13 protein-coding genes are annotated in these 13578 nt (G+C 54.6%); 6 read left to right on the top strand and 7 right to left on the bottom strand.

Annotated features, from left to right (window positions below):
* Positions 1–61 precede the first annotated feature (61 nt).
* Genes F4555_RS05335 through recA form a run of 3 tightly spaced genes read right to left on the bottom strand, consistent with a single transcriptional unit; the run spans position 62 to position 2263 of the window.
* A complete protein-coding gene (locus F4555_RS05335) occupies positions 62–625 on the bottom strand; it encodes a CinA family protein (protein WP_115326004.1) in 564 nt (187 codons plus the stop codon).
* Positions 618–1148, bottom strand: a complete 531-nt coding sequence (locus F4555_RS05340) for a regulatory protein RecX (RefSeq protein ID WP_004015684.1) — start codon at positions 1146–1148, stop codon at positions 618–620. Before F4555_RS05340 ends, F4555_RS05335 begins: the two co-directional genes overlap by 8 nt.
* Positions 1145–2263, bottom strand: a complete 1119-nt coding sequence (gene recA, locus F4555_RS05345) for a recombinase RecA (protein ID WP_004012180.1) — start codon at positions 2261–2263, stop codon at positions 1145–1147. The genes F4555_RS05340 and recA overlap by 4 nt, the downstream gene beginning before the upstream one ends.
* An 82-nt stretch (positions 2264–2345) precedes the next feature.
* Here recA and F4555_RS05350 point away from each other — a divergent pair, with 82 nt between their 5' ends.
* The 4 genes from F4555_RS05350 (at position 2346) to F4555_RS05365 (ending at position 5604) form a co-directional block, all read left to right on the top strand.
* The gene (locus F4555_RS05350) at positions 2346–2504 is read left to right on the top strand and encodes a hypothetical protein (protein ID WP_004012179.1); all 159 of its coding nucleotides are present in this window, start codon (positions 2346–2348) and stop codon (positions 2502–2504) included.
* 198 nt (positions 2505–2702) lie between these two features.
* Positions 2703–3635 (top strand): hypothetical protein, encoded by a 933-nt coding sequence (locus tag F4555_RS05355; protein ID WP_255312897.1) that lies wholly within the window; start codon positions 2703–2705, stop codon positions 3633–3635.
* A gap of 104 nt (positions 3636–3739) precedes the next feature.
* Positions 3740–4171: a Fur family transcriptional regulator gene (locus F4555_RS05360; RefSeq protein WP_004012177.1), complete on the top strand. Its 432-nt coding sequence runs from the start codon at positions 3740–3742 to the stop codon at positions 4169–4171.
* A 176-nt stretch (positions 4172–4347) separates the two neighbouring features.
* A complete protein-coding gene (locus F4555_RS05365) occupies positions 4348–5604 on the top strand; it encodes a class I SAM-dependent methyltransferase (RefSeq protein WP_311768831.1) in 1257 nt (418 codons plus the stop codon).
* A 229-nt stretch (positions 5605–5833) separates the two neighbouring features.
* Here F4555_RS05365 and F4555_RS05370 read toward each other — a convergent pair whose 3' ends face one another.
* Positions 5834–6703: a YwiC-like family protein gene (locus F4555_RS05370; protein ID WP_255312895.1), complete on the bottom strand. Its 870-nt coding sequence runs from the start codon at positions 6701–6703 to the stop codon at positions 5834–5836.
* A 94-nt stretch (positions 6704–6797) separates the two neighbouring features.
* On the opposite strand from F4555_RS05370, the gene F4555_RS05375 reads away from it, so the two are divergent.
* Both F4555_RS05375 and F4555_RS05380 read left to right on the top strand, forming a co-directional pair.
* Positions 6798–7856 (top strand): L,D-transpeptidase, encoded by a 1059-nt coding sequence (locus tag F4555_RS05375; protein WP_255312894.1) that lies wholly within the window; start codon positions 6798–6800, stop codon positions 7854–7856.
* A 93-nt stretch (positions 7857–7949) separates the two neighbouring features.
* The gene (locus F4555_RS05380) at positions 7950–8813 is read left to right on the top strand and encodes an aldo/keto reductase (protein ID WP_115325999.1); all 864 of its coding nucleotides are present in this window, start codon (positions 7950–7952) and stop codon (positions 8811–8813) included.
* A 241-nt stretch (positions 8814–9054) separates the two neighbouring features.
* Here F4555_RS05380 and F4555_RS05385 read toward each other — a convergent pair whose 3' ends face one another.
* Genes F4555_RS05385 through F4555_RS11430 form a run of 3 tightly spaced genes read right to left on the bottom strand, consistent with a single transcriptional unit; the run spans position 9055 to position 13478 of the window.
* Positions 9055–10356: an ABC transporter permease gene (locus tag F4555_RS05385; protein WP_004016646.1), complete on the bottom strand. Its 1302-nt coding sequence runs from the start codon at positions 10354–10356 to the stop codon at positions 9055–9057.
* A complete protein-coding gene (locus F4555_RS05390) occupies positions 10353–11201 on the bottom strand; it encodes an ABC transporter ATP-binding protein (protein ID WP_004015677.1) in 849 nt (282 codons plus the stop codon). Before F4555_RS05390 ends, F4555_RS05385 begins: the two co-directional genes overlap by 4 nt.
* 18 nt (positions 11202–11219) lie before the next feature.
* Positions 11220–13478: an HlyD family efflux transporter periplasmic adaptor subunit gene (locus F4555_RS11430; RefSeq protein ID WP_115325998.1), complete on the bottom strand. Its 2259-nt coding sequence runs from the start codon at positions 13476–13478 to the stop codon at positions 11220–11222.
* Between the last annotated feature and the right edge of the window lie 100 nt (positions 13479–13578).

The raw sequence follows: 13578 nt of genomic DNA on the forward strand, positions 1-13578 counted from the left end.
GTGGGTATTTTTAACTCCTATTCCTTTGATGCGTCCAGATTTCTCGGGACTCCCTGATTTATTAGGTCAGTCCAGGCACGGGGTTACGCCCCGTGTCTGTAGCAAGCACCTCATGAATTAAATCCAAAGCGGCATGCGTAAACGCTTCACGAATCCGACCACGTTCCCAGTCCGCAGGGAGACGCAACGAACGAATCCGGCTGGAGGAGGGGCTAACGCAGGCCACGAAGCCGATGCCCGGGTTGAATCCCTGGTCGGATCCAGGTCCAGCGACCCCAGTAGCGGCGAAGGCAATCTCAGCCCCGAACAGTTTTCGGGCTCCCGCAGCCATAGCTAAGGCGCATTCGCCACTGTAGGCCGTATAGGTTTCCAACAGGGTTTCACTCACCCCCAAAACCTGGTTTTTTATGGCATCAGTGTAGGTTACTACCCCGCCAAGCAGGACTTCACTAGCCCCGGGCACGTCGACGATAGTGGAGGTTATCATCCCCCCGGTCAGGGATTCCGCGCCGGCCAGTTTCCAGCCGCGCCGGGCTAACTGGGCTAGAAGCGTGGCCACGAGCTGCGGTGAGTCCATGGCTTCCCCGAGGTTTGGCTCGTCAGGTTTTGGGGTGGTGCTATTCATGAGGTGCCTCTGTGATTGTGTCTAAAACCCGGCGCACGGCCTGGCGGGAAATATCGGAATCAAAGCCCCTAGTAGCGAGATATCGCCACAGTTTGGCCTGGAGCTTGCGCCGGTCTGGGGCGCAGTCCAAGTCGAGACCACGCCGCGCTCCGACGAGTTTCCCCTCCAAGAGATTCCACGCATTTTGTGCCTCCCACTGGGGGAATTCCTGATCCAAGGCTGCTAGCGCGGCATCCACCTCGGGAGAATCCAAGCCGCGCTTTTCCATATCAGCGCGCAGTTTCGCCCGGGAAAGCCCCGGTTTTGCAAAGCGTTGACGCACCAGTTCCCCGGCATAGTCTCCATCCGCAATCCAACCGCGAGCCGTAAACAAAGCCACAGCCTCGTTCACCGCCGCTGCTTCGAATCCCTTACCGGCCAGGTGCTGGCGCATCTGGGTTTCGGTTACAGCGCGTCGATCCAGGAGTTTTAGTCCCGCCTCAGCCGCATCCGGGGCTGCGGAGGCTACTAGATGCAGACTCACGATGCCTTCCGGGTTTTCTTGGTGCTACGGGTGTCTTCTTCGGTGACTACAGCAATTTTGGGCACCGCTCCAGCTTCCGTTCCCTCGACCTCGATGCTCTCACTAGCGGCTTCGGGATCGGGACGTACCCCCATCTTGATTAGAATTTTGTTTTCGAGTTCCGCCGCCAACTCGGGGTTATCCCGCAAGAATTTACGGGCGTTTTCCTTGCCTTGCCCCAACTGGATTTCGCCGTAAGTGAACCAGGAACCAGACTTAGTGACAATATCGCAATCCACCCCCAGGTCAATCAGCCCCCCCTCACGCGAGATGCCCTCGCCGTACATAATGTCGAATTCGGCCTGACGGAACGGCGGAGCCATCTTGTTCTTGACAATCTTGGCGCGGGTACGGTTACCAATCGGGTTGGTGCCATCTTTCATAGTTTCGATTCGGCGCACATCTATACGCACCGAAGCGTAGAATTTCAAGGCTTTACCGCCCGTGGTGGTTTCCGGGGAACCAAAGAACACCCCAATTTTTTCACGCAACTGGTTGATGAAAATTGCAGTGGTTCCCGTCGCGGACAGCGCCCCAGTAATTTTACGCAAAGCCTGACTCATCAATCGGGCTTGCAAACCGACGTGGGAATCCCCCATGTCCCCTTCGATTTCAGCCTTTGGAACCAGAGCGGCCACCGAGTCGATTACGATAATATCTAGTCCACCCGAGCGAATCAGCATATCCGCGATTTCCAGGGCTTGTTCGCCAGTGTCCGGTTGGGACACCAAGAGATTATCAATGTCTACGCCGAGCTTTTGGGCATAAACCGGATCCAAAGCATGTTCAGCATCAATAAAGGCGGCATTCCCGCCCGCTTTCTGAGCATTAGCCACCGCATGCAAAGCCACCGTGGTTTTGCCCGAGGACTCTGGTCCATAAATCTCGACAATACGCCCGCGGGGCAAACCCCCGATACCCAACGCCACGTCAAGCGCCACCGAACCGGTAGGAATCACCGCAATGTCCTTACCCGCTGCATTATCCCCCAGCCGCATCACGGATCCCTTACCAAATTGCTTATCAATCTGGCCCAAAGCGGTTTCCAAAGCCTTTGCCCGATCGTCTTTCGCCATTATTTTGCCCTTCCTTGTTCGCAGCTCGCCGCTGCCCGATTATTCAGGTTGTTGGTTCCAGCCCCTCTCCGAGACCTTCAAGATGAGGTTACGCGCAACCCTGGACGCGAAAAATCGACTTTCTCCACCCCTGTGGAAACAGACGATTTATTTCATCTGTGGAAAACCTTATATCGAACAGGCGTTCGAATGCAAAGACACGCCGAGATTGGAGCAAACACCTCATGAATTCGACCCATAAACCACCAACCGCACCCGAGAGACCTTCCCGTCCCCCAACAAAAACCTTTAAATTTACTCAAACCATGCGCACCCTATGGGGAATATTTACATGCGCTAAAAAGCTAAGTTTCCTCTCGAATCTGCCGATGGAAAAGATTGTCGCCAGGAGGGCGCACAAAATCAGCAATAACCACGCTAGGCCATGGAGGGCGGAAAAATGAGTCTGGTTTTTAATGCCGGCGCATTCGCGATGCGAAACCAGCTGACCGCTGGGATGCAGCTGCGCAGCTCTTTGCGCTCTTTCGCCAAAGAAAATAATTTACTTTCCAAAAAAGACGAAGAATTTCTTGACGCCCTAGACGATTTTGAACAACAGCAAATCGAACGTGAGGCTCGGCGCAGACATGCCGAGAAAAACGCTTCTGGTATCCGACAACGTAGCAACGTATTCAGCTCGCTTTGCGCCCCCCGAGCCACCACTTCGCAGCAAGCTGCTCAGAAAGCCAAACAGTACGAAGCTCAGGCGCTGTCTTTAGCCCAGCAGGCGCGAGTTTCCGCCGGAATTGGTGACGATGCCGCCGCGCAAGAACTGGAAAGAAGGTCATTGGAAGCCACCCAGTACGCCAACCAAATGTATGCCCAAGAAATGCAACTTGCCCGTCAGGAAGCCCAGGAACGCAAAGCTAAACTTGACCGAGAAGCCCAGGATTACATCGAAGAAAAGAAAGCCAAGCAGGCAGCTGAGGCGGCGCTGCGAGCCATGAAACAACGCCGTTTGCAAGAAGCTGAGCAAAAACGCTGTGCGGCTTTGAACCACCTGGAGACCGCACGCAAAGCCAAACGCAAGCGCCAGCAGGCCGATATCGAAGCCTGGGGGCGGCGCGTGACGGAAGGGCAGTTCTGGATACGCCAGATGCAACTGGCGCAACGCGGCGAACACCCCGCGCAACGCCTGGTTCAGGCCTCACTTGATGCCTATCGCGAGGCGAATAGTTCGGTGACTGCTATTGCGCCGAGTTTCACCCCCGGTGTTGAACGGGCGGCCGGGGGTGCGACTGGTAGCGACGCTGGTCGCGGTGTCAGCACTGGCAGTATCACCACCAATATGCCCGAAGCGAGTAGCTACCTTCCCGAAGTGATAGCAGCCTAATTCGTGACGATTAACCGCCAGAAATCCCACTTACACTTTTGTTGAAAAATGTTATCATTATCCGATAACTGGCTTTATATCGCTAAAAGCGACACAATATACCTATGGAAAGGAAAGAAGCCCCCACCCGGAAACGCAAAACCCGTCAGCTAGAGGCTGTGCTGCAAGCCGTGCACGGCGAACCGGATTTCCTTTCTGCAGCGGATGTGTTCACAAAATTGAAATCTGCCGGTGCCACCATCGGCTTAGCCACGGTTTACCGCAACTTGGCTTCCCTGGCCGCCGAAGGAGTCCTCGACCAACTGCGCGCCGCTGACGGCACGATGCTGTATCGCGAATGCGGCGATATCCACCACCACCATCACCTGGTGTGTCGCAAATGCGGCAAAACTGAGGAATTCAGCCTGGAAGGGCTGGAAGTAACCCTGGATAAACTGGCCAATAAACACGGCTTCACCGAGATCGAACATGTCATGGAGCTCAACGGGGTTTGCGCCGAGTGCCGCCAGAATTCCGATTCCGCCAAGACTTCTTGATTCTCCCAATAGCGTCTCGCGAGCTTCCGCAGTAATCGACAGTTGAAAAACCATCGATTACCAGCTTTGGAAACAAGTGATTGGCACGACTTTTTACCCAATCCCTCCCGCGCCGTAGACTAGCTAGCGTGAAGTGTGCGTATTTTTCCCGGGGAAGCTGTCGGTCTTGTGAACTGATGGGGCAAGACTATCGTGACCAGGTACGCGACAAGATGCGCACTACGCGCCGAATGCTTTATCCTTTCCTGACCCCGGATACCAAGTGGAATTCGCCTTTCCAATGCCCGCAGCCGGGTTTTCGCAACAAGGCCAAGATGGTGATTTCAGGGTCTAAGAAAACCATTACCCTGGGACTGGCACCCACGCCCCGTCATCCCCACGGGGTTGACCTGGAGAAATGTCCGCTGTACCCCGAGTCGATTCGCGCTACATTCGCGCCGATTCGCCAGTGGCTGTTGCGTCTGGGGGCGCGTCCCTATCAAATTGACGCGCACCGGGGCGAATTGCGCCACGTTCTGGTCAGCGCGAACCCAGCCGGAGAACTGATGGTGCGCCTGGTGTTGCGCTCGAAGGCTGCCTTGAAACGGGTGGAAAACACTTGGCCGGATTTGGCTCGGGAGTTGCCGGGGCTGCGTGTGTTTTCCGTGAACATTCAACCTGAACACACTACTTTGATTGACGGCCCGGAGGAAATCGTGTTGTCCCCGCAGCGGTTTTTACCCATGCCCGGGGTGGGCACGGATCTGTTCTTGGCACCCGGGGCGTTTTTCCAAACCAATACGGCAGGAGCCTTGGCGCTGTACAATCAGGCGGCTGAGTGGGCCGCGCGCTTGCGTCCCGGCCTGGTTTGGGATTTGTACTGCGGGGTGGGTGGTTTTGGTTTCGCGGTGGCGGATTCATTAGGTGCCAACCCGAGTCCAGGCGAGGCCGGGGGTGGCGAGCCAGGGTCGTGCCAGGTTATTGGCGTGGAACTCGCCGGAGCCGCTATCGAGGGAGCCAAACATGCCGCACAGTTGCAGCGGGCGACTCCTGGACAGGCACCTCATGAAAACCAAACCACCCAGGTGACCGGAGACACTACCGGCAGCAACACGACTGACAACATCACAACCAACCAGGTTATATCCAAGCCAGCCGCCAACGGATTGCGGTTCATCACCGCCGATGCCGGCAAGTGGATTAAGAATCAAAAGAAACTGGTTACGCCCGATTTGTTGGTGGTGAACCCGCCCCGGCGCGGGCTGGGCAACGAACTGTCAAAGTGGATTGAAAAATCCGAGATTCCCCACGTGATTTATTCATCTTGCTACCAGCCCAGTCTGGTGGACAACCTGCACCGAATGAAGTCATACCGCATTACCGAGTTGAAACTGGTGGACATGTTCCCCCACACCCGACATGTGGAAACAATAGTGTTGCTTTCAAGGAAATAGGGCAAAGAGGTATTTGCTAATTTAGACTTTCTTTCCAATAACCTTAAAGAAGAGGAAAGAAAAAGAAAAAATTTGAGACACAAAAGGTAAGACTGGGTGTCCGGAATTACTCAAGTTTTAAGGACATCATTATCCTATACCCAGAAATATTTGATGGGGAATGCACAGATGTTATGGTTAAACTTTTATTGATACGTCCACGCTCTAAAATTGTCTCAGAACCTATAGCTCACAGCATGGTCGCCAGGAAAACCAGCACGGAAATCGCCACTTCGCTAAACCCAATCACGCGGGGCTTCCACGGTTTTCCACGTCGAGCTGCCTGCCAGGGGAACCATACCGCACGCCCCAGCGCCACCAGCCACGCCACCACAACCAAGGGAGAAACCCAGTGCAACAGCGCAAATATCACCGCCGCCACCAGGCATACCGCGTGAGAAACCGCTGAAACCACCAAAAATCGGTGGTCTCCGCGTCGCCGGAAAATCGTTTTCACATAGGGCACCGAGGCCGCAAAATAGGCCACCAGCTCCCCCGCTACCATCCCGGCCGCCGGCCAGCCTCGTAAACTCGAGGAAAAAGCATGTCCACCCAAGACTGGCGCCTCATGAATCCCGAAAACGGCATCCTGTCCCATCCGCAAAGCCGTGCCCATCAAACCACAGTGATACGCCACCAGTGTCATCAGCCCGGCCGCCACGATGACGCTCAACCGTGCCCCCAGTTCCCGTTCACGTCCGCGCCAGACTTCTTCGACCCAAATTCCTATGATGACCGCGAAAACTGGAATCCACCATGCCAGGAGTGGCAAGGCTACCAAAGTCGCCACACCCAGTACGCCCACCACCACGCCGTACACCACCACGGGTGTCCGCAAGGTCTTTCGTCGCGGGTTCTTTACCCATCGCAGCGCGGAAAACACAAAGAAAAACCCGATAATCCACACCGCTAGCAGCAGAGCATGTTGCCAAACCCAGCCGCCCAAACTTGCCCCGAACAGCGCCGGAACAATGACAATGAACCAAGCGCCACGCTGGTTGGGCAACCAGTTACGCACCTGAGACTTCAGCTTCTTGTGGGGAGCGCGAGACTTATTCATAATCTCTAGTTTATGCATTTCGCCTGGGTCTCAATCAGGTATTATTTTCGTATCGAATATTTGCTCGTAAAACTACGGAGAAACCCGCTTATTTATGAATCATCCTTCACACCTGATACCTCAACATCGGCGGGTTCACGTCTGGGAGTCCCCGTCAATGAGGGTGCTGGCCATGATTGTGGCCATAGTTATAGTGGCATCTTGGCAGGTTTTCAGGTATAACCAGCAGCAAAGCGATGCCATAAAGCGAGCGACGGCGGCCGCATCTCAAGAAATTACCTCGCGTCAAGTGGTGGTGACTCTAGCCGGAGTCAGTGGCAACACTGGGAACACCGGCAACACCGGCTCCGTCTCGGCGAAACCCGCCAAAGCTAGTCCCCAAAAAACACAGCCCAGCGAAATCCGCGCCACCCCGGCACAGCTGCGTTCCTGGGTTCGATTCCAGCCCGACCGGTCACAAAAAGGTAAAGTTCGTGCTAAAGTCCAGTTCCAGCCAGAAAAAGTCGCCGCGTGGATGACCCAAGCCGCCGCCCAACTGAAACGCGCCCCCGAAAAAGGTTCGCGGCAAGTGGATGCGACGGGGCATTTGGTGCGGCTGCTCAAAGACCCGGTGAGCGGGGTGAAAATCAAGGATCTGGCCAAGAGTACCTCGCAACTCATGAAGTCGCTACAAGACGGAAAACGCGAGGTCAAGATAGAGTTGCGCACCGAGTCTGCTCCCGGCGGCTTTGATGACACAGTGGTGCCCACCCCACCCTTGGCTTATCAAGCACAGCCTACACAGGTGTGGGTGGACGTGAATCTGAGCAATCATACTACGGCAGTTTACCGTGGAAATCAGCCGGTTTATGGACCGATTCCGATGGTGAATGGGCATCCACAAGCACCGACTCGCCAGGGGGTTTTCCAGGTCTATGCCAAGGTTGACCACCAAATCATGCGCGGAATCGGCTGGAACGGCCCCTACGAGGAGGCTGCGCCGTGGATAGCGTATTTCAGCGGGGATTACGCCTTACACGGAGCGCCGTGGCGCCACACCTTCGTGTGGGAACCAGAAAAGGGCTCGCATGGATGTATAAATATGGCAGTGGCGGATGCGAAACAGGTGTTTGATTTGGTCAGCATCGGGACTGTCGTGGTGGTTCATCAGTAGCCGATGCGGTTGTTCTCGCTTGGGGTCGCGGGTTCATGAGGTGCCATCCGGGATGACAATCGTGGGATAAAATCGGGGCTAAAGGAGGCCAAAATGACAGGCAAGATAATTATTCCCCAAATACAGTTTTCCGACCCAAAGGGAGGCACCATCCCGCAGCTAGGTTTCGGTACCTACAAGGTTGCACCCGATTCGGCTCAGCAGATTGTGGAAACCGCCTTGGAACTAGGTTATCGCCATATAGACACGGCACAAATGTATCGCAACGAAGCTGAGGTGGGGACGGCTTTAGCGGTCAGTGGGATTCCCCGCAGCGAAATTTTCTTGACGACTAAGCTGGATAATCCGTTCCACGCCGAGGCCGATGCCCGGCGTAGCCTAGAGGAATCCCTGGAAAAGTTGCGTACGGACTATGTGGATTTATTTCTGATTCATTGGCCTATGCCCGATACCTATGACGGAAAATATCCCGATTGCTGGCGGTTGCTGCTGGATTTCCGCGATGCCGGGCTGGTACGCCACGTGGGAGTGTCGAATTTCCAGGTGTCGCACCTGCAACGGCTCCTTGATGAAGTCGGGGAGTTCCCGGCCGTGAACCAGATAGAGACACATCCCTGGTTTGCTAATAACAAGGTACGCGAATTCACCCGGGCTCATGGGGGAATTATCGAAGCCTGGTCGCCACTGGCGCGCGGGCGATTCTTTGACGACCCGGGGTTACAGCGTGAAGCGAAACGTTTGGGTTGCACGCCGGCACAGCTGGTTCTGCGCTGGGCGATTGACCGGGGTGATGTGGTGTTCCCCAAGTCGAACCACCGCGAACGGATGCAAAAAAACCTGGGAGCGCTCGAGGTGCAGCTCGATGCCGAGGCCAGCGCCGTGCTGGATAATCTTGACCGGGGTGAAGCCGGTCGCACCGGCTCGCATCCCGATAAGGTCAACTGGCTGCATAAGTAATCGTGTCACCGCTCGTCGCTGGAGTGCCCCCACGCGAGACAAAAGGGGGAAGGTTCCCCTGAACGCGGCTTTGCCACTTAAGCCGTTTCGGCTAAAACGACGCGGCTTCGCTGTTTTAGCTCCGCCGCTCCGCCGCGTTGTAGCTGCGTCGTTATACGGCTTGTGCCGTGCGACGGCAGCAGTCTCGCGTTTGGGAGCACTCTTTCGCTGCTTTTGCGGTGACTCGTCTGGCCACAACAAACTACTCAAAGCGTAGGGCCTCAATGGGGTCGAGCTTGGCGGCTTTCGACGCGGGATAGTATCCGAAAAACACGCCAATTCCGACTGAGAACGCTGGGGCAAAAATCAATGCCCCCAAGGGTGGCAGCGCAGAAGCGTCCATGGCGGCACCCCCGTAATAGCCGCCAACCCCGCCAAGTATCACCCCCAGGATGCCTCCCAAGAGGCACACCATCATAGCCTCGATAATGAACTGGCTGCGGATATTGCTGCGGGTGGCACCGAGAGCTTTGCGAATCCCAATCTCGCGGGTGCGCTCCGTAACGGAAACCAGCATGATGTTCATTACCCCGATTCCGCCTACCAGCAGGGACAGTCCGGCTATCGCAGAAAGGCCTAAAGAAATCGTCCCGAACAACTGGTTTAACTGTTTCATGGCATTTTCCATGGAAACTACGATTACCCCAAAGTTCTGGCTGGTCTCCCACTGTTTGTCAAAGTAACGTTGGATTTCGTCTCGCAGTGCCTTCAGATTCCCGCTAGCTTTAGGCCTAATCGTGGCATATTCGAATCCCCTGGTGGTGGTTCCATTTACTTCATCCCCCAGGGTATAGGGGATATAGAATTGATTGTCATCCCCACCGAGGCCTCCAGCCAGGGCTCCTCCGATACCTTTGCCCTTCACCGACCGATAGATACCAATGACTTTAAACGTCATATCCCCGTTGCCAGCCGAATAGCTAAATTCCGCCCCCAAGGCCAGATTTTTGTTGCCACCAAAGACTTCTTTCAACATTTTTTCACTGATAACTGCCACTGGCTCCCCATCAAGAACTTCATCGGCGGTAAAGCCTCGCCCGGCAAGCATCTCTTGGTTGGATCCAATCAGAAAATCCTGGTTTGTGGACTGGTTGCTAACATCAACCTGTTTTTCGCGATAGGTCACCGTACCAAATCCACCGGCTCCGGAAACACTTACGCCTTCGATGCGATTGGCAAAATCGCTGCGTAGTTTTTCCAAAAAATCTGTGGTGATATAGTCGGAGTCCTCTTTATTGGGCACATTGGCGGAATCGACATAGGAACCATTATCATTGCTCTTCATCTTGGCAATATTTTCTTTGGTATCCACCCTGACATACATGTCTGTGCCACCAATGCTGTTGAGCGACTTGGTTACCGATTGGGTGATTCCCTCTGAAAGGGTCATAATCGCCACCACGGAAGCAATACCAATAATAATGCCCAGCAAGGTCAGCAAGGCGCGCAGCTTATTTGCCCATAGCCCGGCTAAGGCTAGGCGCAGGCTTTCTCCCAGAGTCATCGCGTTCCACCCCCCGTTGCCGCAGCGGCTCGGGTCGAATGCCCGCTAAAAGCATCGATTTGTTCACCTGACACCTGGACACTTTGCGCCAGTGAACCCGGTACCGGTGCGTCCAACAGCCCGTCACGCATGTGAAAAATACGCCCGGTTTGCTCGGCCAACTCCGGGTTGTGGGTAATCAGCACAATGGTTTTACCCTGCTGGCGATGCAGCTGGTGGAACAGATTCATCACCATGTTTCCGGTTTCGGTGTCCAGTGCCCCGGTAGGTTCGTCCGCCAGGATAATATCGGGGTCATTAGCCATCGCCCGGGCAATTGCCACGCGTTGTTTCTGTCCACCGGAAAGTTCATTGGGCTGGTGGTTCATGCGTTCCCCCATGCCCACCAATTCCAATAACTCTTCGGCGCGTTCACGACGCTCGCTACGTCCTACCCCGGCATACATCATGGGCAGTTCCACATTTCTTCGGGCATTGGTGCGGCTAACCAGATTAAAACTTTGAAACACGAAACCTATGGACAAGGAACGCAGCAATGCCATGTCATCATCATCGGCATCGGCCATATCTTGACCCGCGATTACATAGCTGCCCTCTGTGGGTCGATCCAGCAAGCCAATGATATTCATCAAAGTAGATTTCCCCGAGCCCGAAGATCCCACGATGGACACGAATTCTCCCGGATATATGGCGAGGTCAAATCCTTTTAGCACCGTCAGTTCGTGGTCGGTGTCTTCGAAGAAACGTTTGACGATACCGTGCATGTCAATCACGGGTGGCACCCCCGGGGTACCGGATACCCTGGGAATTCCAGGCGGTGCGGGTGTATCAGGAATATTTTTCATCGCTCTGTATCTCCCTATTTAGCCTTGTGGAGCGCTACCAGCACTGCTTTCGGGCAGCGGAGTATCCACAATCGGGGCTTTCAGACCGATAAGGTGCATGTACTGCATGGGATTGTTCAGAATCTTGGTGCCCGCTCCGATTCCTGACCCTTCAATCGCGGTGGCGCTAGCGCCTTCCACCAGTACTTTCACCTTGACTTCCTTGATAGTGGGGGTTTTGCTTCCCACATTTTCCAAGACCAGCACAGACTTAGGCGCATTGGGATTACTTGGACCTGCGGGTTTGGCAGCCCCGGCTACCGAGGGGTTCTTCGCCTCTTCCCGAGCTTCCGGGGGCGCTCCCGGATCCAAAACCACACTGGGTTTTGCCCCGGACTTGGAGGGGACGGATTCCCCTTCGTCGCCAGCATCACCGGCACTGCTTGCCCCCACCGGCATCGGAGCATCCAGCAAGGCGCTCGAAGGTACAGTTAAAGCATTGCGTGCGTCTTGCAAAATAACCTTAGCTTTCACGGTGGATCCCAAGCGCAGCCCGGTCAACTCCCCGGTGACCTTGATTTCCACGGGGAACATAACCGACGAAGCGCCAGAGCCACCAGCTCCTCCCCCTGAGGCAGATCCGCCCGAGGAATTGTTCCCGTCACCGCCACCGGCCAGGTCTCGGCTGGCAGCGGGGGAAATAAATGTTACGGTTCCGGTGTATTTCTTGTCCCCCGTGGCGGGAGTCTTGAAAGTTACTTGTTGTCCCACCGAGAGTTTCGCCACGTCTTTTTCTTTCACGGCTGTCTTAACTAACAAGTTTTGGTTATCCTCTACCATGAATAAGGCTCCCTGAGCGGGTGATCCAACTTTGGCAGTCACGCTGGTGATTACCCCAGTCATCGGGGCTCTGACCGTGGCGGAATTAATATCAGCACGCAGTTTGGCAATGGCCTGTTGTCCCTGGGCATTAGTTGCCCCGGATCGCGCGGTTTCTATCGCCCGTTGGTTCGTGCGGTTTTGCAATTGGGCGGTCGCTTCGGCCTGTTGCAACCCCGCATTCGCATCCAAAATTCCGTCCTGAGCCCGAGCCACCGCATCCTGAGCATCAGCCAGCTCACGGTCAACTTTTAGCAAAGCCAGGCGATATTGCCGGCGTGCCATCCCTAAGTTTTCGGTGGCTTGACGTATCTTTAGCTTATTCTCTTTTTCTTGAGACCAAGCTGTATCATACTTTTCCTTGGCGGCCTGTGTTTTGGCTTCGCCCTCGGCGATTACTTCAGTCAAATGGTTGATTTCCCACTGCAAAGCGTTAATCACTTCAGCTTTCTTTTCCTTGCTGAGGCTGGAATCGTTTTGTGCCTTTTGCAGCTCTTTTTGACGCAAAGCCAAATCCGCTTTGTCCGATGCCAGCGAAATACTCTCTAGGTCTCGCATCCTGTCGGCTTCTTTCAATGCTGCCCCAATCCGCGAGGCACTCATCTGGGTTTTCTCTACCTCCTGGTAGGCGGTGCGCAACGCAGCTTCCTGAGTGACTAGGGAATCCGTAATCTTAGTTGCCCGATCAGTTTTCAAGGTTTCAAAAGCTTTTCGCGCTTTCTGATATTCAGCCTGGGCGGTTTTAATGCCTTTCTTAGCGGCGTTTATCTCCGGGTTGGTACCGCTAGCCAAGGAATCGGCAAAGTTTTGATAAGTGTCCTGGGCTTGGTTTATGGCATTTTGTTTGGAAACCTGGGCATCTTGCATCGCTGCCTGTTGCGAAGCAATTTCTTTGACAGTGGCATCGGTATCCAATTGCGCTAGTACCTGTCCCGTGGTGACTGCATCACCCGCCCTTACTTTCAGGGCTGTCACCGGGGAATTAAGCGTGGTATATATCGCCATTGATTTGGAACTTTCCAAAGTACCATTCAAGGACACGGTTTTAGTGACATCACTACGTTTCACCGAGGTAATATCACCGGAATAAATCGCGTTTGCATTAGCATCGTTTCGTCCCCCCCCAAACAGACTTGGCAGCATAAATACAAGCAGCGCTAGCACCAATACCACCACTATGGCTATGATAATGCGACGCCGTTTCTTCCTTTTCCCCTTCCCCAGTTTTTTCTTGAACTTCATGGGTTTCGTGCTCAAAGCTCCCGGGGCTGAGGTGCCAGCCGCGCCAGGTTTCACTGTCGGGGTTGCAAACGGGTTCGTACTCGGCTTTGTTTCCGACTCATCGGCAAGTTTAGCGCCAGGCTTCACCGGGCTAATTACTTCCTTGGAAATCTCGGTTTTCTTAACATCATCACTCACGGGCAATCCTTTCGGTCGTTAACCACGATAAAGCAATCTTAAATTTATCGCTATAGGGGAAATCCCTAATTAACCCCTTACCAAAAAACTTCAGTATCGG

This window comes from Mobiluncus mulieris, assembly GCF_014204735.1.
Lineage (GTDB): Bacteria > Actinomycetota > Actinomycetes > Actinomycetales > Actinomycetaceae > Mobiluncus > Mobiluncus mulieris.